Source organism: Amycolatopsis sp. NPDC043885 (assembly GCF_056435685.1).
The window spans coordinates 129,705-151,217 of the sequence record NZ_JBWKEA010000018.1 but is presented as its reverse complement, the minus strand read 5'-3'; the positions used below and the strand labels follow the sequence as shown (position 1 = coordinate 151,217).

The 21,513-nt window shown below is 69.6% G+C and carries 18 protein-coding genes and 1 pseudogene; 11 read left to right on the top strand and 8 right to left on the bottom strand.

The features are described 5' to 3' along the window. The first annotated feature begins 71 nt into the window (after positions 1–71). Positions 72–974 (top strand): universal stress protein, encoded by a 903-nt coding sequence (locus AC069I_RS35890; RefSeq protein WP_478233289.1) that lies wholly within the window; start codon positions 72–74, stop codon positions 972–974. After that, complete coding sequence (locus AC069I_RS35885) at positions 971–3,511, top strand: cation-translocating P-type ATPase (protein ID WP_478267376.1); 2,541 nt, start codon at positions 971–973, stop codon at positions 3,509–3,511. The genes AC069I_RS35890 and AC069I_RS35885 overlap by 4 nt, the downstream gene beginning before the upstream one ends. A gap of 69 nt (positions 3,512–3,580) precedes the next feature. Here the strand turns inward: AC069I_RS35885 and AC069I_RS35880 are convergent. From AC069I_RS35880 to AC069I_RS35865, 4 genes and pseudogenes are all read right to left on the bottom strand, one after another. Further along, positions 3,581–4,876: pseudogene (locus AC069I_RS35880) on the bottom strand (wax ester/triacylglycerol synthase family O-acyltransferase); the annotation flags it as partial. 18 nt (positions 4,877–4,894) lie between these two features. Next, positions 4,895–6,775 carry an ATP-dependent zinc metalloprotease FtsH gene (gene ftsH / locus AC069I_RS35875; protein WP_478224560.1) on the bottom strand — a complete coding sequence of 627 codons (1,881 nt, stop codon included), beginning with the start codon at positions 6,773–6,775 and terminating at the stop codon, positions 4,895–4,897. Between the two features lie 27 nt (positions 6,776–6,802). Further along, on the bottom strand, positions 6,803–7,033 hold the full coding sequence (locus AC069I_RS35870; protein ID WP_478224559.1) for an SHOCT domain-containing protein: 231 nt from the start codon (positions 7,031–7,033) through the stop codon (positions 6,803–6,805). Positions 7,034–7,048: 15 nt separating this feature from the next. After that, entirely contained in the window at positions 7,049–8,068 is a 1,020-nt protein-coding gene (locus AC069I_RS35865; protein WP_478224558.1) for an Acg family FMN-binding oxidoreductase, read from the bottom strand. Between the two features lie 168 nt (positions 8,069–8,236). Between AC069I_RS35865 and AC069I_RS35860 the strand changes: the two genes are divergently transcribed. Both AC069I_RS35860 and AC069I_RS35855 read left to right on the top strand, forming a co-directional pair. Next, on the top strand, positions 8,237–9,628 hold the full coding sequence (locus tag AC069I_RS35860) for a DUF4389 domain-containing protein (RefSeq protein ID WP_478224557.1): 1,392 nt from the start codon (positions 8,237–8,239) through the stop codon (positions 9,626–9,628). Continuing rightward, on the top strand, positions 9,628–10,152 hold the full coding sequence (locus AC069I_RS35855) for a flavodoxin family protein (RefSeq protein ID WP_340681354.1): 525 nt from the start codon (positions 9,628–9,630) through the stop codon (positions 10,150–10,152). Before AC069I_RS35860 ends, AC069I_RS35855 begins: the two co-directional genes overlap by 1 nt. A gap of 3 nt (positions 10,153–10,155) precedes the next feature. Here the strand turns inward: AC069I_RS35855 and AC069I_RS35850 are convergent, their stop codons facing one another. After that, the gene (locus AC069I_RS35850; protein ID WP_478224556.1) at positions 10,156–10,821 is read right to left on the bottom strand and encodes a CPBP family intramembrane glutamic endopeptidase; all 666 of its coding nucleotides are present in this window, start codon (positions 10,819–10,821) and stop codon (positions 10,156–10,158) included. A gap of 48 nt (positions 10,822–10,869) precedes the next feature. Here AC069I_RS35850 and AC069I_RS35845 point away from each other — a divergent pair, with 48 nt between their 5' ends. The 3 genes from AC069I_RS35845 to AC069I_RS35835 all read left to right on the top strand — a co-directional run bounded on the left by AC069I_RS35845 (position 10,870) and on the right by AC069I_RS35835 (position 14,770). Next, the gene (locus tag AC069I_RS35845) at positions 10,870–11,940 is read left to right on the top strand and encodes an acyltransferase family protein (RefSeq protein WP_478224555.1); all 1,071 of its coding nucleotides are present in this window, start codon (positions 10,870–10,872) and stop codon (positions 11,938–11,940) included. A 1,082-nt stretch (positions 11,941–13,022) separates the two neighbouring features. Next, positions 13,023–13,289, top strand: coding sequence for a DUF1918 domain-containing protein (locus AC069I_RS35840; protein WP_478224554.1), 267 nt, complete (start codon positions 13,023–13,025; stop codon positions 13,287–13,289). Next, complete coding sequence (locus AC069I_RS35835; protein WP_478267375.1) at positions 13,286–14,770, top strand: WS/DGAT domain-containing protein; 1,485 nt, start codon at positions 13,286–13,288, stop codon at positions 14,768–14,770. Before AC069I_RS35840 ends, AC069I_RS35835 begins: the two co-directional genes overlap by 4 nt. On the opposite strand, the gene AC069I_RS35830 is transcribed toward AC069I_RS35835, so the two are convergent. Further along, positions 14,757–15,335: a hypothetical protein gene (locus AC069I_RS35830; RefSeq protein ID WP_478267374.1), complete on the bottom strand. Its 579-nt coding sequence runs from the start codon at positions 15,333–15,335 to the stop codon at positions 14,757–14,759. The genes AC069I_RS35835 and AC069I_RS35830 overlap by 14 nt on opposite strands. Next, a complete protein-coding gene (locus AC069I_RS35825) occupies positions 15,332–15,955 on the bottom strand; it encodes a hypothetical protein (RefSeq protein WP_478267373.1) in 624 nt (207 codons plus the stop codon). Before AC069I_RS35825 ends, AC069I_RS35830 begins: the two co-directional genes overlap by 4 nt. A gap of 176 nt (positions 15,956–16,131) precedes the next feature. Here AC069I_RS35825 and AC069I_RS35820 point away from each other — a divergent pair, with 176 nt between their 5' ends. The 4 genes from AC069I_RS35820 to AC069I_RS35805 all read left to right on the top strand — a co-directional run bounded on the left by AC069I_RS35820 (position 16,132) and on the right by AC069I_RS35805 (position 20,175). After that, a complete protein-coding gene (locus tag AC069I_RS35820) occupies positions 16,132–17,058 on the top strand; it encodes a universal stress protein (protein WP_478224550.1) in 927 nt (308 codons plus the stop codon). After that, complete coding sequence (locus AC069I_RS35815; protein WP_478224549.1) at positions 17,055–17,249, top strand: hypothetical protein; 195 nt, start codon at positions 17,055–17,057, stop codon at positions 17,247–17,249. Before AC069I_RS35820 ends, AC069I_RS35815 begins: the two co-directional genes overlap by 4 nt. Beyond that, positions 17,246–17,902 (top strand): CBS domain-containing protein, encoded by a 657-nt coding sequence (locus AC069I_RS35810; RefSeq protein WP_478267372.1) that lies wholly within the window; start codon positions 17,246–17,248, stop codon positions 17,900–17,902. Before AC069I_RS35815 ends, AC069I_RS35810 begins: the two co-directional genes overlap by 4 nt. 71 nt (positions 17,903–17,973) lie before the next feature. Further along, entirely contained in the window at positions 17,974–20,175 is a 2,202-nt protein-coding gene (locus AC069I_RS35805) for a heavy metal translocating P-type ATPase (protein WP_478267371.1), read from the top strand. A gap of 100 nt (positions 20,176–20,275) precedes the next feature. On the opposite strand, the gene AC069I_RS35800 is transcribed toward AC069I_RS35805, so the two are convergent. Further along, complete coding sequence (locus AC069I_RS35800; protein WP_478267370.1) at positions 20,276–21,433, bottom strand: site-2 protease family protein; 1,158 nt, start codon at positions 21,431–21,433, stop codon at positions 20,276–20,278. Positions 21,434–21,513: the final 80 nt, after the last annotated feature.

The following is a 21,513-nucleotide window of genomic DNA, read 5'->3' as shown; positions in this document are numbered from 1 at the left end:
GCCGCTGCCTTCCTGACGCGTCAGTTCCTAACGTCCAAGGCAGTTGCCGAATCAGGATGGGGTGAACCGTTATGCCGGAGAATTCGGGGCACCGGGTCGTCGTCGGTGTCGACGGCTCGGAGTCCGCGATCAGGGCCGTCCGCTGGGCGGCGGATCAGGCGCGCCGCCGCCACGCGGAACTCACGCTGGTACACGCGATCGACGACGAGTCGCTGAGCCATCCGAGGCCGATGCCGACCCGGGAGGATCTCGCGGGAACGATCAGGATGCGCGGACATCGCCTCCTGCGGCAAGCCCGTGACGCCGCCAGGGAGATCGCTCCGGACCTCCACGTCTCACTCCTGTTGCGGCACGAGCGCCCGGTGCAAGCGCTGAAAGACGCGGCCGAGAACGCGGACCTGCTCGTGCTGGGGACCGAGGGGCTACGTCCCCTGGGCCGGGTGCTGGTCGGATCGGTGTCCATCGCGCTGGCGGCACGTGCGGCGTGCCCCGTCGCGCTGATCCGCCCGCACGTCGCGGAAGCCGACGCACCGCATGACGGACCGGTCGTCGTCGGGGTCGACGGGACAAGGACCAGCGAAGCCGCCCTCGCGCTCGCCTTCGAGGAAGCGTCCTGGCGTCAGACCGAATTGGTCGCCTTGCATTGCTGGGACGACGCATTCCTTTCGGCGGTCTTCGAGGAAACGCACTGGAGCCTGGAGCGGTCCGAGATCGAGGAGAGCGCGAACGAGGTCCTCGCCGAACGGCTGGCGGGCTGGCGGGAGAAGTATCCCGACGTGCGTGTGCACCGGGAGGTGGTGCGAGGTCGTCCCGCCGACAAACTGCTCGGGCACGCCGACCGGGCGCAACTGCTGGTCGTGGGCAGTCGCGGCCGCGGCGGCGTCGCCGGAATGCTCCTCGGTTCGACCAGCCAAGCGGTGATGTCCTACGCGCTGTGCCCGGTGATCGTGGCCCGCGAGGCAGCGGACCGGTGACCGGCTCGGCCATGGTCCGGGAAACGGCGGGTCTCACGGCAGACGAAGCGGCGACCGCGCTTCGCCGGGACGGACCGAATACCCTTCCCGCCGCGAAACAGCGGAATCCGTTGCTGACGCTGGCGGGTCAGATGGTCCATTTCTTCGCGTTGATGCTGTGGGCGGCGGCGGGGCTGGCGTTGCTCGCCGGGATGCCGGCGCTGTCGATCGCGATCGTCGTGGTCGTGGTGCTCAACGGTGCGTTCTCGTTCGCCCAGGAGTACCGCGCGGACCGTGCCGCGGAGCGGTTGCGGGATCTGCTGCCGGTGCGCGCGACGGTGCGCCGGGACGGGCGTGCGGTCGTCGTGGACGCGGCGGACCTGGTCGTGGGCGACGTGGTCCTGCTCGAGGCGGGGGACCGCGTGTGCGCCGACGGGGAACTCGCCGAATGCGGCCTGCTCTCGGTGGACGAGTCCATGCTGACCGGCGAGAGCAGACCGGTGCGGCCGGAGGTGGGCGGATCCGTTTTCGCCGGTACGTATGTCACCGAAGGGCACGGCGTCGCGATCGTGACGGCCACCGGCGCCCGCACCCGCCTCGCCGGTATCTCCGCGGTGACCGCGAACGCCGTGCGGCCGAGAAGTCCTTTGGCCACGCAGTTGCACCGCGTGGTGCGGCTCGTGGCCCTGATGGCGGTCGCGGTCGGCTGCGTGTTCTTCGCCGCAGCCCTCGGTCTCGGCCGCGCGGGAACGGAAAGCTTCCTGCTCGCGATCGGCGTGACGGTCGCGCTCGTCCCGGAGGGGCTGCTGCCGACCGTGACGCTGTCGCTGGCGCGGGCGGCGCAGAAGATGGCGGGCCGCAACGCCCTGGTACGCCGGCTCGAATCCGTGGAGACGCTGGGGGCGACCACGTTCATCTGCACCGACAAGACCGGCACGCTGACCCGCAACGAAATGTCCGTCGTCCGGGTGTGGACGCCGTCCGGGATCGTCGAGGTCGACGGTACGGGTTACCGGCCGGTCGGCGAGCTCACCGGCTCTCCGGCGGCGGTGCGGGCGGCGGCGACGCTCGCGGATTCCGCGGCGCGATGCTCTCCGGACGCGCATGCCGTCGAAGAGGCGAACGGGTGGCGGCCGGTCGGCGACCCGATGGAGGTGGCGCTGCACGTCCTCGCCGCACGTGCCGGAGTCACCGGCGCTCCGCCGCCGGTCCGGCGGTGGCCGTTCGATCCGCGCCGGCGCCGGTCATCGGTCGCGGACGTCGACGGCCTCCATGTCTCGGGCGCGCCGGACACCGTCCTGCCACTGTGCGCGGAGGTTTCCGGAGCGGACGAAGCCGTCGCCGCGTTCAGCAGGGCGGGCCTGCGGGTGCTCGCGGTGGCGCACCACACCAAACCGGCAGCGAAAGAAGAGCAGGGAGGGCTGACACTGCTCGGCCTCGTCGGGCTGGAGGACCCGCCCCGGCCCGACGTCAGCGCCGCGATCGCGTCCTGCCGTCGTGCCGGGATCCGGCTGGCGATGGTGACGGGCGACCATCCGGGGACGGCCGCGGCCATCGCCGCCGAAGTCGGGCTGCTCGGGCCGGACCGGCTCGTATTGGAGGGCAAGGACCTGCCGGCCGACGACGAGGCGCTCGGCAGGCTGCTCGACGTCGATGGCGTGGTGGTCGCCAGGGTCGCCCCGGAGGAGAAGCTCCGGATCGCGAAGGTCCTCCAGGCCCGAGGACACGTCGTGGCGATGACCGGCGACGGCGTCAACGACGGGCCGGCCTTGCGCACAGCGGACATCGGTGTCGCGATGGGGGCGTCAGGCAGTGACGTCGCCAGGGAAGCGGCAGACCTGGTCCTCCTCGACGATCATTTCGGCACCATCGTGGCCGCCGTGGAACTCGGGCGCGCGACGTTCGTGAACATCCGGCGCTTTCTCACCTATCACCTGACCGACAACGTCGCCGAGCTCACGCCGTTCGTCGTGTGGGCGCTCGCGGGAGGGCAGATCCCGCTGGCCATCACGGTCCTGCAGGTACTGGCGCTCGACATCGGCACCGATCTCCTTCCCGCGGTCGCGCTCGGCGCGGAGCCGCCGAACCGGCGCACGATGGAGGGGCCCGCGAAGGGCGGTTCCCTGATCGACGGCAGGTTGGCACGCCGCGCCTTCGGAGTGCTCGGCCCGGCCGAGGCGCTCGCGTCGATGGCGGCGTTCTTGGTGGTCCTCCTCGGCGGCGGGTGGTGGTTCGGCGAGGTCCCGGACACCGCGCTCCTCGCGACCGCGTCCGGTACCGCCTTCACCGCGATCGTGCTCGGCCAGCTCGCGAACGCCTTCGCCTGCCGGAGCGAGTCACGCTGGATCGGCAGGATCGGACTGCGGGGAAATCCTTTGCTGTGGTTCGCGATCGCCTTCGAACTCGCGATGCTGGCGGCTTTCCTCCTGATGCCGCCCCTGCCCGGGCTTCTCGGCGGTACCGTGCCGAGCCCGCTCGGCTGGGTGCTGGCCTTCGCCACCGTCCCGGTCGTCCTGCTCGCCGACACCATCCACAAGGCCGTTCGTGCCCGGTCGTGAGCGGCGCGCGATCCTCGCCAAGGCCGAGAGCTCGTTCTCGATGGCCTTGGCGAGGAAACCGGCGTCCGGCGCACTCGCGAAGTCCAGGGTGATCCCGAAATTGAGCTTGTCGCGATAGGAGAAAGCGGCCACGCCGGTCCGCAGCCGCAAGGCGACCGGGACGTAGGGATAGAGGTCCGCCACCTCGCGTCCGAGCAACCGCAGCGGTGTCCGCGGCCCCGGGACATTCGTGACCACCGAGACCACGTTGTGCTGAGGAAGACCGGCGGCGAGCCGGACGGCCCACGCGACCGGTGCGAACGGGACGGAGGCCGCGACACCGGTCAACGCGGCGCCGGCCTCCGCCTCTTTGCTCGCCTTCAAGGCGGCCGAGCGCCGATGAACCGCGACCAGCCGTCCCGCGGGATCGGGGACGTCGACGGGGAGCAAAGGCAGCATCAGCGAGACTTCGTTGTCGACGCTGTCGTGCTTTCCGCGGACGGAGACCGGCACGAGCGCCCGCATCGCGTCCGGCACCGGCTTCTCGCCTCTTCGGCGCAAAAGGGCCCGGAACGCGCCCGTGACGGCCGCGAGTGCCACGTCGTTCACGGTGACCTCGAAGGCACGGCAGACAGCGTGCACGTCGTCGAGGGCGGTATGCGCCACCTCGTAGCGCCGGTCCGGGCCGATGGGGCCGGAGAGCGACGACCGCGCCGCGGGGATGAGCGCGGAGGCGAACGCCGTCAGGCCCGAGACGGCATCCGCGATGCCGCGCATCGCCCGTGAAGGCGAAAGCACCGGCCGTACCACCCGGTTGAGCAGTTCGACGGGAGTCATCAGGAGCCTGCGTGCGGCGTCCTTGAGCAGGTTCGCGGTGCCGGGGTCGGGGACCGGTTCGGCGGGCGCGGCGGCCTGGGGCCCGTCCGTGAAGAGGACCTTCAGCAGCTCGTTGCCGGTGACGCCGTCGGCGACGCAGTGATGCAGTTTCGACAGCACCGCCCAGCGGCCACCGGAGAGCCCTTCCATGACCCAGAATTCCCACAGCGGATGATCCCGGTCGAGGCGTTCTCCCATCAGCAGGGCGACGAGTTCGCACAGCTCCCGTTCCCCGCCAGGTGCCGGAACGGCGATCCGGTGGAAGTGCCGGGCCGCGTCGAACCGGTCGTCGTCGACCCACACCGGTGGACCGAGATCGAGCGGCACACGATGGATCTTCTGCCGGTAGCGCGGGATCAGCGGCAACCGGGCGGTGATCGACCGGACGAAGTCCGCGTGTGACGGTGGCGGGCCTTCGAGCACCGCCACCGACGCGATGGAAAGGGAAGCGTTGGAATCCCCGTCTTCCAGCTCCAGGAACGCCGCGTCGAGCGGGCTCAGATGGTCCATCGGTGCCTCCCGGTTCGTTCAGGACGCGAGATCGCCGGCTTCGGCTTCCTGCCGCAGCGCGTCGAGGACGACGCTTCCGTCGACGGTCTCCTCGCTCATCAATTCGGCGGTCAGGAGGTCCAGCGCTTTCCGATGTCCGCGCAAGGCGCTGACGGCTCGGTCTTCGGCCGCGCGCAGCAGCCGGGCGACCTCCCGGTCGATCACTTGCTGCGTTCTCTCGGAAAAACCGCCGTGCCGCCGCTCGGTCGGGGCATCGGCGAGGAACCGGGCGTGTGCGGCCGGATAGGCGACCGGACCGAGCGCGGTGGACAGGCCGAACTCCGTCACCATCTTCACCGCGAGCGCGGTGGCACCGGCGAGATCGTCGGCAGCGCCGGTGGAACCCTGGCGGAACACCACCAGTTCCGCGGCGCGTCCGCCCAGCCGGACGGTCAGCAGATCGGTGAGATAAGCCTCGCTGTAGAGATGACGTTCGGCTTCGGGGAGTTGCTCGGTGGCGCCCAGCGCCATTCCCGCCGGGAGGATGGTGACCTTCGCGACCGGATCGGCGTGTTCGCACAACGCGGCGATCAGCGCGTGCCCGGATTCGTGCACGGCCACGGCGTGCCGTTCCTCGGGCAGTAAGGCGTTGGACGTTTCGCGACGTCCGAGCAGTATCCGGTCTCGTGCCGAGTCCAGGTCGGCCGCCGTGATGGTCGTGCGCCCGGCGCGGACGGCGTTGATCGCTCCCTCGTTGACCAGATTCGCGAGATCCGCGCCGGAGAATCCGGGCGTTCCGCGGGCGATGCGCCGCAGGTCGACGTCGGGACCGAGGTGTTTGCCGTGCACGTGAACGGCGAGGATGGCCGCGCGTTCGTCCTGGTTCGGCAGGGGCACGGTGACCTGCCGGTCGAACCGGCCGGGACGCAGGAGCGCGTGGTCGAGGGACTCCGGCCGGTTGGTCGCGGCGAGCACGACGATCCCGCTGCCCTGATCGAAACCGTCCATTTCGGCCAGAAGCTGGTTCAGGGTCTGTTCGCGTTCGTCGTGCCCGCCCGTACCGCCGACGCCCCGGCGGCTTCCGACGGCGTCGATCTCGTCGATGAAGATGATGGACGGCGCCCGGTTCCTGGCCTCGGTGAACAGATCGCGGACCCGCGAGGCACCGACGCCGACGAACATCTCCACGAACTCGGAACCGGTGACCGACAGGAACGGCACGCTGGCCTCGCCCGCGACGGCGCGAGCCAGCAGCGTCTTCCCGGTGCCCGGCGGCCCGACCATGATGACGCCGCGCGGTCCTTTCGCACCCGCCGCCGCGTAGCGATCCGGGTCGCGGAGGAAGTCGACGATCTCACTGACCTCCTGCTTGACCCCTTCGTACCCCGCTACGTCCGCGAACCGGGTGGTGGGCCGCTGTGCCTCGATGATCTTCGCTTTCGACCGGCCGAAACCCCCGGCCCCGGCGAGGGACCGTTGCGCACCTTTGCCCATCCAGATCAGGAAACCCACCAGAAGAAGCAAGGGGAGCAGACTGCCGACCCAAGAAAGCACGCCCGATGTGCCCCCTCGCGCGCCGGTGACCTGGACATCCTTCTCCTTCAGCTTCGGCAGCAACTGGTCGTCCTCGAGCGCGACGGGAAGCTGCGTGGTGAACGCGGTCCCGTCACGGAGATTGCCCTTGATCGCCCCTTCGTCGTCGACCGTGACCTTCTCCACCTGCCCCGCGTCTACTTTGGACAGAAGTTCCGTGTAACCGAAGGTGGGAGTCTCGGCGGTCAGCAGATGAGGGAGGAAGAACAGGAGCAGCATCACCAGGAAAGCCGCGGGAACCGCCCAGCGGTGCCGGCCTGAGGATTCAGGCGGGCCCGCGGGTGGGATCGGGTCGGGGGGCGGGCCGGGTTTGGCCGTCCGTGACATCGCTTGTCCCTTCGTGCGCGGGCCCGGTCACCCGCGAAGCACGGCACGCCGTGTCTCGAACTCGTCCTTGTCGATCTCCCCACGCGCGAACCGTTCGTTCAGGATCTCGATCGCGTCGTCGTGACCGGTCGAGGTCTTGGTGGTGCGGCGTAACAGGATCACCGAGACGGCGATGAGGCCGCCGACCAGGATGAGCACGGTGATCAGCATGAGCAGCATGCTGACCCAGCCGCCGTTGGAGTAGTGCCAGTAAGGCATGACTGTTCCTTTCGATCAGTGGCTCCGGTAGCGCACTTCGCGGGTCGCCGGCGTCCCGAGCGGTGCGAGGACCTCGTCGAGGTTCCGGCGCGGGGTCGCGGGCAGGGGATCGGCGTTGACCGGGGCCCAGCCGGTCCGCAGCACCATCTGCGGGAAGGTGCCGCCGGTGACCAGGTCGCGCACCTTCGTCCTGGTGTCCGCGACTTCCAGCGGTTCGGTGAGCGGAGAGGTGGCCAAGCCCAGGCTGGTTGCGGCGAGCAGCACCGCGCTGGTGGCTTCGCCCGCGCGAAGTCGCGACATGGCGTCGTCCGAAGCCGTGCTCAGCACGAGGAGCACGGTCTCGTCCGCTTCACCGGTCGAGCCTTCGGGCTGGCCGAGCAGGGGGTCGGCGAACGCACGCGCGGGCAGGGCGCCGGGGGTGTCGTCCTGTGCGGGTGCGTTCGCCGACGGGACGCCGTCGGGAGCGGTGTGCCTGCCGCTCCAGGCGGCGAGTTCGGTGCGGTACGCCGGGTCCGCCGCGTGGACCTCGGCGGCTTCGAAGATGGCGCGTGCGAGGTGGTAGCGGGCGGCGTCGAGGGCGGGACGCAGGATGGCGCCTTCGTCGGCCGCGTGCCGGGCGAGGGTTTCGAGGTGCCCGGTGGGCACGGTCCAGGAGCTGTGCCTGCGCCGGTCGGTGCGGCGCCGGGGAATGGCGGCGGCCAGCGTGATGTCCTCCTGGGTCGGCTCGTGCCGGTGCAGCTCGACGGACGCCAGGTGGTCCGGCTCCGCCGGATTGGGCAACCGGTGCACCTCGGCCCGCCAGCCCAAGGCCGCGAAGCCGACCCGGAGGTGGTGCAGCGCCGTGCCGCAGCTGAGCATCAGGTCCCGGCCGTCCGGATCGGTTCCGGCCAGCTGCCGGACCCGGTCGGCGTAGAGGTGGACGGTGCGATCTCCGACGCGCCATTGCCAGGGTTGCGAGTTGTGCACCGAAGGGGCGCGGCCGGCCAGGGCCACCGCGGTTTCGACCGTGTAGTCGTCGGGAAGGCCGTGGTCCATCGGAAACCTGCCTCTGCTCAAGGGGGAAGGGGCCTCGTTTCATGGTTCTCCGGACGCTGTGTGTCGTGGAGGGCCAGAGGGCCCGGTTCGCCGGGCCGTTCGTTGCTGTTCTCCCGTGCGGCCGCGCAGGATCGTCGGAAGGGTCCGCTGCCCGCAAGGAGGCGTCCCATGAGTTCCCCCGTCCGCGTCGAGGCTTCGCTCGATCCTGATCTGTCCCGCTGGCTGTGGCTGGTGAAGTGGTTGCTCGCGATCCCGCACTATCTCGTGCTCGCGGTGCTGTGGCTCGCGTTCGTGCCGCTGACGACGGTGGCGTTCTTCGCCATCCTGTTCACCGGGCGGTATCCCCGGGCGATCTTCGAGTTCAATGTCGGGGTTCTCCGCTGGGCGTGGCGGGTGCACTACTACGCCTACGCCGCGCTGGGCACGGATCGCTACCCGCCGTTCACCCTGGCCGACGATCCCGGCTACCCCGCCCGGCTCGAGATCGACTACCCGGAGCGGCTTTCCCGCGGTCTCGTGCTGGTGAAGTGGTGGCTGCTCGCCATCCCGCACTACCTCGTCGTCGCTCTCTTCGCCGGGGGCGGGCTGTGGCTGTGGAACACCTCGGACGACGGCTTCCAGTGGGGAGCGGGCGGATTGATCGGGATCCTGGTGCTCATCGCGGGCGTCGTCTTGCTGGTACGCGGCGAATACCCCAGGCCGATCTTCGACTTCGTACTCGGCATGGATCGGTGGGTGATCCGCGTAGGCGCGTACGCCGCTCTCATGACCGACGAGTACCCGCCGTTCCGGTTGGACTCGGGCGGTACCGAACCCGACCCGCCGGTCGCCGGCCCCGCCGAACCGGCACGGCACCGTCCGGGTACGGCGGGGTGGACGCCCGGTCGTGTCGTGTCGGTCGTGATCGGAGTGGCGCTCGCCGTTCTGGCGACCGGTCTGATCAGCGGAGGTGCGGCCTCGCTGTGGCTGGATCGGGCCGATCGCGACAACGACGGATACCTGACGGTCTCGAGTGCCTACAGCACCGATACCGCTGCCTTGGCGAGTGAACGGTTCACGTTCGTCGCCACCGCGGCCGGCGATGTACCCGTCACGCGTGCGCTCGGCGACATCCGCGTACGTGTGACCGCTCTCGGCCCGAAGGACGTTTTCGTCGGTGTCGCGCCGGCTCCGGCGGCGGAACGCTATCTGAGTGGGACCGACCACGCGACGGTCACCGATCTCGCTTCGGGCGAGCTGGCCGTACACCGCTCTACGGAGTCGCCGGTGCTCCCGTGGGAAGTGGGGATCTGGACGGTGTCGGCGGTCGGCCCGGGCACACAGACGATCACCTGGCCGGACCAGGCCGGTGACTGGACCATCGTGGTGATGAACGCCGACGCCTCGGCCGGCGTGGACGTGCGCGCGGAGGCGGGCGCGACCGTACCGATACTCGGCTGGTTGTCCTGGGTCCTGCTCCTCTCGGGGGCGCTGCTGCTCGCCGCCGGGGTGGCGCTGGCCGCGGTCGCCGTCACCCGTGTCTCGAACGAACTTTCACCGATCAGCCAAGGAGAATCGTGATGCAGGTACTCGTGGTGTTCGAGTCGATGTTCGGCAACACCGAGATCATCGCCAGGGCGATCGGCAAGGGCCTGGCCGCCTCTTGCGAGGTCGACGTCGTGAACGTCGACGACGCCCCGGTCCAGTGGGACGGCCTTGGCCTTCTCGTCGTCGGAGGCCCCACCCATGCGCACGGCATGACCCGCCCCGGGACACGCAAGAGCGCGCGGCAGGAGGTCGAGGGCGGAGTCCGTTCCGCGACCGGCGTACGGGAGTGGTTGAGTGCCTTGCCGCCGGCGTCGCGGCGGGTGCCGGTCGCGGTTTTCGACACGAGACTTCGCCGGGCTCGGTGGCTCACCGGTTCCGCCGCGGTCGGTGCGCGGAAGCTGCTGCTGAAGCGCCACGGGGTTCCGTTGCTGCCGCCGGAGAGCTTCTTCGTGGACGTCGGCAAGAACGCCACGATCCTGTGCGATGGCGAGCAGGAACGAGCCGAAGCCTGGGGTGCCCGGCTCGCGGCACGCCTTCTGGAGACCGCGGCCGGATGACCCTCACGGGTGAGAAAGCACCCACCAGGCGACGAGCAGGCCACCCGAGTTGGTCGCGCAGTGCAGGAGCGCGGGCGCCAGTACGCCCTTTCCCCAGTGCCGCCACCAGTACAGGAAGATCCCGGCGCCGGCCGCCGCGACCATCGCCAGGACCGAGATCAGCGGAAGCGGGAGACCGCCCATGGTGGCGCCGACCGCGGCGTTGCGGACCAAGGCGAGCGAGGGCAGCAGATGCCACAGACCGAACAGGGCGGCGGCGCCGAGGACCGGCGCCCAGCGCCAGCGCTCGCCGGCACCGAGCAGCGCGGGGAGAACGCCGCGGAAGGCCACTTCCTCGACAAGGACAGTGCCGAGCGGAATACGGAGCAGGGCGAGCCACAACAGCTGACCGATCCCCGGCGTCCCGACCCTGCCGTCCTCGAAGAACGTCCGGAGGGCGGGAACGGCCAGCGCCACCGCGAAAACGAGGCCGACCAGCCCGGCGCCCACGAGGCCGATGACGGCGGCGCGGCCGAGGGTATGCCTGCCGAGACCCATGGACGCGAGCCGCAGGCCGGAGAACCTGGCCACGGCGATCAGCACGGCAGCCGTCACGACACCGCACACGGGATACGCCCACCCTGGCAGCACCCGGTTCGCGAGCACCGTGGCGGCGGCGAGCAGCAGCACCGAGACGATGACGGCCAGAACCCGGCGAGGGAGCCGTATATCGATTGGTTGCGTTCGGTCAGTTTGATCGTCGTGGTGCTCTGGCACTGGGCGTTCACCATCCTGCGGTGGTCACCGGACGGGCCGATGCCCACGAGCCCGCTCGGGTTCTTCTCGGGTTTGTGGATCTTCACCTGGCTTCTGCAGGTGATGCCGATGTTCTTCTATGTCGGGGGATACGTGCACCTGGTGTCCTGGCGACGGGCGCGGGCACGCGGGGAGTCACTCTCGCGATACGTCCGGCACCGGATCAGGCGTCTCGTCGTGCCGGCCGGAGCCCTGGTGCTGATCTGGACGGCTTTCGGTGTGACGGCGGCGTCCCTGTCCAATCTACGCTGGATTCGCGGAGCGGTGCTGTTGATCATCAGCCCGTTGTGGTTTCTCGCGGTGTATGTCGTTCTTCTGGCCGTGCTGCCGGTGAGCCTGTGGCTGCACCGGAAGTTCGACGTCGTGGTCCTGGTCTGGCTGGGTGGTGCCGCACTCGGCGCCGACGTGGTGCGATTCCGCTACGGCGTCGACGAGGCGGGCTGGGTGAACATGATCGCGGTCTGGGGTCTCGCCCATCAGGCCGGTTTCTTCCATCGACGGCTCGTCGACGCACCGCGGCGGTGGGGGCATGCGTTGCTTTGGACGGGCCTGTTCGGTCTGGCGGGCTTGGTGTTCTCCGGTCTGTACCCGGGTTCGATGGTCGGCGTCCCCGGGGACCGGTTGTCGAACATGGGGCCGCCGACGTTCGTGATCGTCGCGCTGCTGACGTTCCAGATCGGCTTCGCCGAGGTGACCCGCCCGTTCTTCGAACGACGGCTCGCGAGGCGGCGCTGGCGCCGGTTCATCGGTCTGCTCGACCACTACGCGCTGCCGCTGTTCCTCTTCCACACCACCGGGATGGCGCTGGCGAAGGCCTGCGTCTACTTCATCTTCGGGAACGGCCTCTCCGACGACCGGCTCCCTGATCTGATCTGGTGGCTGCAACGGCCGATCGCGGTACTCGGTTCGTTGTTGTGCACGCTCCCATTTCTGGTGCTCTTCGGAGGAGGGCGGATCGTGGCACGATTGACAGGTAAGGCAAATGTGGCGTGATCGGCGTTTCGGGTTCTCTTGAGCGGAAAGTGAGAAGTGTCGTGTCCGATGGCCGGCCCGGGTTGGCGTCACGGTTGTTCCGGCGTCACCAGGGACCACATCGGCGGGTGGTGAGGGCCTCCTTCCCCGCCTTCAGGGTCTCGGCAAAGTCGGCTATCCGCTTGTGGCGTGAGTGGAGTTTCGGGTTATCGAGGGGTAAGACAAATATCGCGTGACCGAGCCTCTGCGGTGAAGGACCCGTCCGCTTGGTCAAGGCAGAGAGGTGGCAGACAGCTGCACTCTGTGTGTCCACAAGGGATGCTTTCCAGTGACGAAATGTCTGCTTCAAAGCCATATGCCCGTTTTGGCGAGGGGGTCGTGAGTGGCAAGTAGGGTTCTAACCCTCTTTACCGCTCACGACCCCCATCGGTAACCGTGCAAATCGCTCAATTCGGGCACTGGCACCTCGGGAAGCGTCCCTTGTGGACAGTCGGGAAGGTGTCTTTTCGGCGAGTCCCGCTCCAGTCGCCAACTGCGGCACGCCACGTTCGCCTTACCTCGCTATAGAACCCGAAACGCCACTCGCGACCATGACAAAGTAGAACCCTCGAAAACCGTACAGATGCGCATCAAACGGAAATCCAGCTGTCGGCTGGCGTCCTTTGTGGACACTGTCCGTTCAGGCACCCTGTCGCCTGCCCCGTTCGAATCACCGAGAGCGGCACCGGCCGGCGTTTATGCGACTTTCTCGGGACCAGAGTCGGCAAGGAGGCCCTCACGACGCCGGTGCGCCTGTCGCGACACACTTCGGGGCGCCTTCGGCTTACCCCTCGATAACCCGAATAGCCACTCACGACCCGCGCCCGGCGAGGGCCGTAGCTCTCTTCATCGCATCGGACGCGGCGAAGGGAGGCCTTCACCCCACCACCGAGCTCGCCCAGCACACGACACGTTCGACTCGCGGCTCAGCTCCGCCAACAGGCTCTGAGACGTGAGGACCTTCGGCCCTCCATCGACGACGGCATGAGGAGGACGGTGAACGGCGTGTGACCGAGAGAGTCGTGACCGGATACACCGGGCGGCGGGGCGGAAGGCGGGAACCCATGCATGCGCAGCGAGGAGACTGGCTGGTCATCAAAGGTCCGGTGGTCGGGAAACCGGACCAGCGTGGCCTGATCATCGAGGTCCGCAATCCGGACGGAACACCGCCCTACGTCGTGCGCTGGCCACAGGACGACCACGTGTCGACGGTCTTTCCCGGCCCCGACGCCGTTGTCGTGACGGAGGCGGAGCAGAACGCCGCGGACGAGGCGGAGCGCGCCCGGCTCGCGGCCGCGAGGGAGGCCATCGCCGTGCGGCACTGGTCGTGACCGGTGACCGTCGGCCGCGCCGCCCGATCAGCGCGCAGGACAGGTTGTGGCTCAAGCTGGACGAACCCGCCAACCCGATGCTCATCACGGCCGTGCTGTGGACGGCGAGCGAAGTGGATCCTGAGCGCCTGAAGCGGGTGGTCGCCGACCGGCTGGTCGGATGCTATCCGGTGTTCACCCGGCGTCCGGTCCGCGAAGGTGGTGCCTGGTATTGGGAGGACGACCTGGAGTTCAGCCTGGACAGGCATCTGACGGTGAGCGAGCTGCCCGCGCCCGGGACCAGAGAGGTCCTGCAGGACCTGGTCGCGGCGCGAAGAGGCCGGCTCCTCGACCCGGAGCATCCTTTGTGGACGATGGAGCTCTACCGTGGCTACGGCTCGGGGTCGGCGGTCGTCCTGTGCTCGCACCACGCCATGGCGGACGGCATCCGCCTGGTCCAAGTCCTGTTCGGATTGTTCGACCCGGTGGACGGGGACGACAGGCCGGTGAGGATCGGCGGGGTGGGGCCGCGTGGGACCGACTTTTCCCGCGCGCCTTCCAGAGCCGCGGCGAAGGTGGTGAAGGCACTCAACGGGTTCGGTGAGCGGCTGGAGGGACCGATCGCGCGCGTGACCCTGGGCTGGCCGTTGCTCGGCCTGACCGCGGCCGCGGGGCTCACCGGGGCGGTCGCCGAGATCGTGACCACCGCCTTGCCGTCACGTCCGGCCACCGTGGTGAGATGGTTGATGGCGCAGGGATTCACCGCGCGCAACACCGTCGACGGTGTGGTCGGGCTTCTGGCGCCCGCCGCGCCCTGGTCGGGAGACCCGGGACCGGAGAAGGCCGCGGCCTGGGGAGACGCCGTGCCGTTGGAGCTACTCGCCGATGTGGGCCGCGCCACCGGAACAAGCGTGAACGAAGTGTGCGTCGCCCTGGTCATGGCCGCGTTCGAGCGGTACGCCCGAGAAGCCGATCCGGGGCGGGGCGAGGCGGAACTGAATTGGCTCATCCCGGTGAGCCGTTCGGACTTCGATGCTTCACTTCCTCCGGAACTCGGCAACGATTTCGCGCTGATACTGGCAGGTTTTCCTCTGCGGCAAAAGAACTTCCGGGAGCGGTTGGATGGCGTGCATCGCCGTGTCTCCGGTATTCGCGAGTCGCTGGAGCCGGTCCTCACGTTCGGTGTCCAGTGGCTGGCGGGCAGGGCACCGGAGGTGGTCTCGGAACCGTTGACGCGGTTCTTCGCGGCCAAGACGGTGGGCGTGCTGACCAATGTCCCTGGACCGCGCCGGCCGGGCGAACTCGCCGGGGCCCGTGTCGAAGGCGTCGTGGGCTGGGCGCCGTGCAGCGGGAAGCAGGCCGTCACGGTCTGTGTGTTCAGCTACGCGGGTTTCGTGCGATTCGGTTTCGGGACTGATCGGTCACTCGTGCCCGACCCCGGACTGCTGGTCGCCGCGCTGGAAGACGCGGTGACCGACGCCGCCGCGCTCACGAACCGGTGAGCGCGGCGGCGCGCTCGGCGATGGTGCCGAGCAACGCGCGGGTGGTGAGCCGGGCCGCGGGCCGGATCGCGTGCCAGTAAAGCGCTATCGCGTGCCGGGCGGCCGGGTCGGTGACGGTGATCCTGGTCTCGATGGTCAACCGGCAGCCCGTTTCCTCCCGTGGTGTCACGGAGAACCCCACGGCGATCGTGCCGCTGTGGGGATGGGTGAAGTCGCGAAAGGACTCCGCCGTGACCTCGTACCACTCGGGAACGGCGGTCCAAAATCGCCCGGCGGCACCCAGGACCATCTCCTGCCCGGGCCGCTCGCCGAGAAAAGCGCATCGTTCACCGAGCATGGTCTCGCCGAGATCGGAAAAGTGCCCGTGCTCGCGGAGCGCTTCGGGGAGGCCTCGCGCGTGGACGAGCGTCCGGACCCACGGCGAACGCACGTCCGCGGCCCGGAGCTCGCCGATCGCCCGGTACAGCGCGTCGGCTGGAACGTCGACCCGCGAGGTCTCCGTGAGAACGAAGGCCGGATGTGGCGCGAAGACGTCGAGCAGCGTGGGGTGGCGGCCGGTACTCACCGCGCCTCCGGACACGCGTTCTCGGCATCTCGAGCGATCGTCCGCAACGTCGCGGCGTGAATGGCCCTGATGAACGGCGAGGCCACGGCCCAGTACAGCCGGAATCGGGAGAGACTCGCGGAGTCCGTGAGTGTGACCCGGATGTCGTAGGACAGCAGGGAGTGCCGTTCACCGTATCGGCGGACGGACAACGACAGCACGATCTTCCCGTAACCCGGTTCGAGGAAGCCGGCGAACTCACCGGGCTCGACTCGCCGCCACTCGATCACCGGTCGCCAGAACTTGCCCGCGACGCCCGCGGCCAGTTCGGCGCCGGGTCGTTCACCGAGGATGACCCAGTCGGAATCCGTCGTCATGTCGTCGAACGTGAGCCGGGTGGGCACCGACGGGCCGCGACGGCGCCGGAATCGCTCGGGCAGGCCACGAACCCAGCCCGCGGCGCGAACGAGCGGGCCGCTCACCTCCATGAAATCGAATCCGCGTATCGCGGCGTAGGTCGTGACGGTGTCGGCGTCGACCACTCGGTGGCGGAGCACGGAAAAGGCGGGTTTCGGTGCGAACCGGTCGGCCAGTAGTTCCGCGGTGGCCGTCGATGGCGAGCGCGTTCCGCTGATGGGCATCGCGGGGTCTCCTCTCCGGAAAGACAAAGGGTTCTCCGAACCCGTGCACGGCGGGAGGGCCGAACGTCCCGCACCGGGCGGGCCAACGACCCGGCGTATCGGGGCGCCAGGCACTGACCTTCCCACCACGACGAAGGCAGGCTTGGCCGTAGCACTTCGTGGAAGGCGGTCGAGAGATGGCAGAAGGGTTCGACGACAGCCGGTCGAAGCCGGTGGTGGCCGGAATCGATGGCTCGTGGTCGGCCGTGGAGGCGGCGCGCTGGGCCGCCGGAGAGGCTCGCCGTCGCGGACTTCCGTTGCGGCTCGTGCACGCGTACGAATCGGCCGGACGTGACTATCCCACTCTGGAGGTCACCGCGGCGGAGGTGCGTGAAGCCATGCGGGAGACCGGGATCGTGCGCTTGAGTGCCGCCGGGAAGACCGCCGCGGCCGCCGCGCCCGGCCTGGACATCACGACCGAGGTCGTGGAGGGAGACACGAGGGAGGTACTCGTCGAGGAATCGCGACGGGCTGCCCTCGTGGTCCTCGGTTCGCACGGGCTCGGAAGCGTCGGCAGATTCCTGCTCGGCTCTTCGGGAATCGCGCTGGCGGCCCGCGGACAGTGCCCGCTCGTGGTCGTCCGGGACGGTGACGCGCGTCCAGGTCCGGTACTGGTCGGTGTCGACGGCTGGCCCGACTCGGCGGCCGCCGTGCGATTCGCCTTCCAGGAGGCATCGGAGCTGGGAACCTCGGTGACCGCACTCAGAACGTGGAGTGAGCTGGGCCCGGTCGAGCCGGGCGTGCGGCGTCTCGGCGGATCGAGAGCCGTCCACGACTCCGCACGGCGTGCCTTGGCCGCCGAGGTGTCCTCGGTGGCACACGAGTACCCGGGTGTTCCCTTCGGTTGCGTGGTGGTCCGAGGACGAGCGGGCAAGGTCCTCCGGGAATACGGCGAACGAGCGGGCCTGATCGTGGTCGGAACCCGTGGCCGGAGCGGATTCGCCGGGATGCTGCTCGGCTCGGTGAGCCAAGGCCTGGCAAGCCGGGCACCGTGTCCGGTCGCCGTCGTCCGGGTGGACACCGGGATTCGGAATTCGCACTCCAAGGAAGGAAGCAGCACATGAACGACGTCGAGAACGCGCGCGCGGCCAAGGAGGCACGGGACGCGATCGCCGCCGGATCCGGTCCGTCCCGTTCTTCGGCTGAACTGGCGGAGGCGGCGATGCGGAGATATTTCGCCGCGGAGTCCTATCGCGCTCGGAAGCGCGAGGAACCGTCCGAAGAGGACGAAGAGGACGAAGAGCGTCCGTCATGACCGGAATGGCCGTCCGCGACGTCATGACCCGGGAGGTCTGCTCGGTGCGGAAAGGTACCCCGATCGCGGATGTCGCCGGAACCCTCGCGGGCCGGGGAATCAGCGCCGTTCCCGTCGTGGACGACGATCGCGATGTCGTCGGTGTCGTTTCGGAGGCCGACCTGTTGCTCAGACATGTCGAGTCGGTCGGCACGCCGCAGCCACGGGTGCCGGGTATCCGCTCGAAAGCGGACGGGCGTACGGCGGCGGACGTGATGAGCACCCCCGCGATCACCGTCGAAGCCGACCTTCCGGTCACGGAGGCCGCCCGGTTGATGGTGGGCAATCGGGTCAAGCGGCTGCCGGTGGTCGACCGCTACGGCAAGCTGACCGGGATCGTCAGCCGGGCCGACCTCGTGCACGCCTTCGTCCGGACGGACGCGGAGATCCGGGACGAGGTCCTGCGGGACATCTCGGAACTGGCCCGTCGCCCGTCGCGGGGTGAGGTGCGGGCGGAGGTGGAGAGCGGGATCGTGACCCTGCGAGGTGAGGTCGAGCGACGGAGTCAGGCGGTTCTGCTGGCGGCGCTGGTGCGTCGCATCGCGGGCGTCGTCGAGGTAGTCGATCGCGTCCGGTTCGGGTGGGACGACGAGGCGAACAGGCCGGCCGGATGACTGAGTGGTCACCATCGCCGCCCCGGTGGCCTCCGTCTCGTGAAACGCTTCTCCTGGCCGGGGTGCTGACGATGCTCGCCGCGGGTGGGATCGCCCGCGTCGTGAGCCCGGTGGCGGCTTCCGTGCTGTGGGCGGCCGCCACCGCGGTGATGTTCGTACCCGCGACGCTCTGGGTACTCGCCGACCTGCGGGCGGGCAGGTGGGGAGCCGACGTGCTCGCCGTGCTCGCGCTGGGCGGCACTGTCGCGGTCGGGGAGTACCTCGCCGGGGCGATCATCGCGGCGATGGTCGCGACCGGCCGGCTGCTCGAAGCGGCCGCGCGTCGCCGGGCCGGACGCGACCTCTCCGCGCTGCTGGCACGGGCGCCGGCCACGGCCCATGTGCGCCGAGGCGACCTCGTCGAGGACGTTCCGGCCGCTTCCGTGCTACCGGGCGACGTGGTCGTCGTGCTGCCCGGCGAGGTCGTTCCGGTGGACGGGCTGGTCCGGGGTGCGGGGATCTTCGACGAGTCCGCCCTGACCGGAGAAGCGGAGCCTGCCGATCGTTCGGGGGAAGAGGTCCGCAGTGGTGTCGTCAACGCCGGCGCCGTCGTCGAGGTGTCGGCCTCCGCGACCGCCGACGCCAGCACCTACGCCGGAGTCGTCCGGCTCGCGGAGCAGGCCGCCTCGGCCACCGCGCCGATCGCGCGGCTGGCGGACCGGGTGGCGGTCTGGTTCCTGCCGACGGCACTGGTGATCGCCGCCCTCACCTGGGTGTTCACCGCGGATCCGACACGCGCGGTGGCGGTACTCGTCACCGCCACGCCCTGCCCGCTGCTGCTCGCCGTACCGGTCGCGGTGACCGGCGGAATGTCCCGGATGGCGCGGTCGGGGGTGGTCGTCAAGGACGGTGCCGCGCTGGAACTGCTCGGCCGGGTCCGCACCCTCGCGATGGACAAGACCGGCACCGTGACCGCGGGCCGTCCGGAGATCACCGCGGTGGTCTGCGCACCGGACGACTCGGCCGATCGCGTTCTCGGGATCGCCGCGGCGGTGGAGGAGTTCTCACCGCATGTGCTCGCCGGATGTGTCGTGCGGGCGGCGAGGACCGCCGGAGTCGCGGTCCCGCCCGCCGAGGTCGTGTCCGAGACACCGGGGCGCGGGGTCGAGGGGACGGTGAACGGGAAGAGGGTCCGGGTGGGCAGGCGGTCCGGAAGCCTTCTTCCCGGCTGGGCGCTTGGCGTGGAACGACGAGGAAGGCTCGACCTGGCCTCCGTGATCTGGGTCGAGCAAGATGAGAAGCCGGTCGCCGCGCTGCTGGTGCGGGACGGGCTCAGGCCGGACGCGGCCCGGACGCTGCGCCGTCTGCGTTCGGCGGGACTGACGCGGATCGTCCTGCTCACCGGCGATCGCGTCGGCAACGCGGAGGAGGTGGCGGCGCTGCTCGGACTCGACGACCTGCACGCCGAATGCTCCCCGGGGGACAAGATCTCGTTCGTGCGCGGGGAAAGCGAGCGCGCGGTCACCGCCATGGTCGGGGACGGGATCAACGACGCGCCGGCCCTCGCTGCCGCGGATGTCGGTATCGCGCTGGGCTCGCGCGGTTCGACGGCCGCGGTCCAGGCCGCCGACGCGGTGATCTTGGACGACCGCATCGACCGGCTTGCCGATGCGGTGGACATCGCGCACCGGGCGAGGCGGCTCGCGGTGGAGAGCGCCGGGATCGGCACCGGCTTGTCGGTGCTCGCCATGCTCGCGGCGGCGGGCGGATGGTTGGCACCCGTGCTGGGGGCGTTGGTGCAGGAGGGGATCGACATCGCCGTCATCGGGAATTCGCTCCGGGCTCTTCTCGCTCCGCGAGCGTCTCGCCCGCGCGCGCCGGAAGGGTTGGTCGGGCGATTCGCCGGTGAGCACGAAACCTTGCTGCCGGTCCGTTCCGCGGTACGCCTGGCCGCCGACGCACTGGCCGAGGGCGCGGGGCAGGACGCCGACGACGCGGTCCGGCACGCCGGCAAGTTGCTCACGGAGCGGCTTCTGCCGCATGAACGGGCCGAGGAGGAACAGCTGTATCCGGCGCTGGCCGAAGTGCTGGGAGGCCCGGACAGTACGGTTACGATGAGCCGGGAGCACGCCGAGATCGAGCGGTTGATCCGTCGATTGCGCAGGCACCTCGACGAGGCGCCGGACGGCATCCGATCGGACCAGGTCGATGACCTCCGGGCGACGCTCTATGGCCTCGACGCGATTCTCACCCTCCACTTCGCGCAGGAGGAAGAGGCCTACTTCACGCTTTGAGGGACGGCATGTGGTTGTCGTCGCTTGGCCGGCTCTCGCCTCTGCGTTCAGTGCGGGCCCAGAGACGTAACTCGCGTGATCAGAAGCGTAACTCGCGTGCTCAGAGACGCTGACCACCGGCGATCCGAGGGCGGTGGTCCAACGCGGTCACTTCGAACGCCCACGCCAGGTCGTCGGCTCCGACCACACCGGCCAGACCGCCGGCCCGGGTGACCAGGACGAGATCGCGGCCGGATCGGGGAAAGCCACGCTCCATCAGCGCGGCCACCGGTGCGTCGACGCCGACGACCGTGACCGCCCGATCCTTCCCCGCGACGTCGGTGATCCTGGTCGCGCACCGGGCGTCGGCGGGCACCTTGAGCAGGTCGCCGAGGCTGACGACGCCGAGAGGAACGCCGTTGAACGACAGGACCGGAAAAACACGTTCGTGACTCGCACCCGCGGCGTATTCGGCGAAGGCGTCCACTGTCCACCAGCCGGGTGCGATCACCGGTGCGGAGTTCATGATGTCGCCCACCAGCAACCCGCCGAGCCGTTCGCGCAACGGACCGGCGGCGAACTCGGCCTGTGCCGCGAAGATCAGGAACCAGCCGAGCAGGACGAGCCAAAGGCCGGTGAACTGCCCCAGGAAGACCAGTTGCGCGAAACCCGCCATGGCCAGGACGGCTCCCAGCACTTGACCGGACCTGTCGGCGATGGCGTCTGCCCGGGCACGGTCACCCCGCCGCCACCAGATGACCGCTCGCAGGATCCTGCCGCCGTCCAGCGGCGCGCCGGGCAGCAGGTTGAACACCGCGAGCAGGAGGTTGCTGACCCCGAGCCAAGCCAGGCCGCCGACCGGCAACGGCGGCAGGGCACCCGCGGCCAGGAAGGCGCCACCGAGTGCGGTGCCTCCGATCAGCAGGCTGGCGAGCGGGCCCGCCACCGCGATCCGGAAATCGGCTTTCGGCGTCGGTGGTTCACCCTCGAACTCGGCCATGCCACCGAGCATCCACAGCGTGATCCGCCTGACCGTCACACCGTGGAGCCGCGCGACCGTGGCGTGGGAAAGCTCGTGGAGAAGAAGCGAAACGAGGAAGCCCGTCGCGGTGAGCCCACCGGTCACCCAGTACCACGTGGTGTTCGCGCCGGGAGCAGCTTGAGGCAGGACGGCCGACGCCAGGAGATCGGTGATCAGGAGGAGCACGACGAGTACCGACCAGTGGGCTCGTACGACGACTCCGGCCCACCGGCCGAGCGGGATGGCAGTGCGGAACATCGGGTCCCCTTTCCCGGGCGTCGCTGTCCGGTGTTTTCGCGGAGCGGACCCCCAACGGTTCTCGGGGCACGGACGGTCGA

Excerpts from the sequence above, each read along its gene's own strand:
- AC069I_RS35890 (WP_478233289.1), top strand. The coding sequence starts at position 72 with ATGCCGGAGAATTCGGGGCACCGGGTCGTCGTCGGTGTCGACGGCTCG.
- ftsH (WP_478224560.1), bottom strand. The coding sequence starts at position 6,775 with ATGTCACGGACGGCCAAACCCGGCCCGCCCCCCGACCCGATCCCACCC.
- AC069I_RS35870 (WP_478224559.1), bottom strand. The coding sequence starts at position 7,033 with ATGCCTTACTGGCACTACTCCAACGGCGGCTGGGTCAGCATGCTGCTC.
- AC069I_RS35865 (WP_478224558.1), bottom strand. The coding sequence starts at position 8,068 with ATGGACCACGGCCTTCCCGACGACTACACGGTCGAAACCGCGGTGGCC.
- AC069I_RS35860 (WP_478224557.1), top strand. The coding sequence starts at position 8,237 with ATGAGTTCCCCCGTCCGCGTCGAGGCTTCGCTCGATCCTGATCTGTCC.
- AC069I_RS35855 (WP_340681354.1), top strand. The coding sequence starts at position 9,628 with ATGCAGGTACTCGTGGTGTTCGAGTCGATGTTCGGCAACACCGAGATC.
- AC069I_RS35840 (WP_478224554.1), top strand. The coding sequence starts at position 13,023 with ATGCATGCGCAGCGAGGAGACTGGCTGGTCATCAAAGGTCCGGTGGTC.
- AC069I_RS35825 (WP_478267373.1), bottom strand. The coding sequence starts at position 15,955 with ATGCCCATCAGCGGAACGCGCTCGCCATCGACGGCCACCGCGGAACTA.
- AC069I_RS35820 (WP_478224550.1), top strand. The coding sequence starts at position 16,132 with ATGGCAGAAGGGTTCGACGACAGCCGGTCGAAGCCGGTGGTGGCCGGA.
- AC069I_RS35815 (WP_478224549.1), top strand. The coding sequence starts at position 17,055 with ATGAACGACGTCGAGAACGCGCGCGCGGCCAAGGAGGCACGGGACGCG.
- AC069I_RS35810 (WP_478267372.1), top strand. The coding sequence starts at position 17,246 with ATGACCGGAATGGCCGTCCGCGACGTCATGACCCGGGAGGTCTGCTCG.
- AC069I_RS35805 (WP_478267371.1), top strand. The coding sequence starts at position 17,974 with ATGCTCGCCGCGGGTGGGATCGCCCGCGTCGTGAGCCCGGTGGCGGCT.
- AC069I_RS35800 (WP_478267370.1), bottom strand. The coding sequence starts at position 21,433 with ATGTTCCGCACTGCCATCCCGCTCGGCCGGTGGGCCGGAGTCGTCGTA.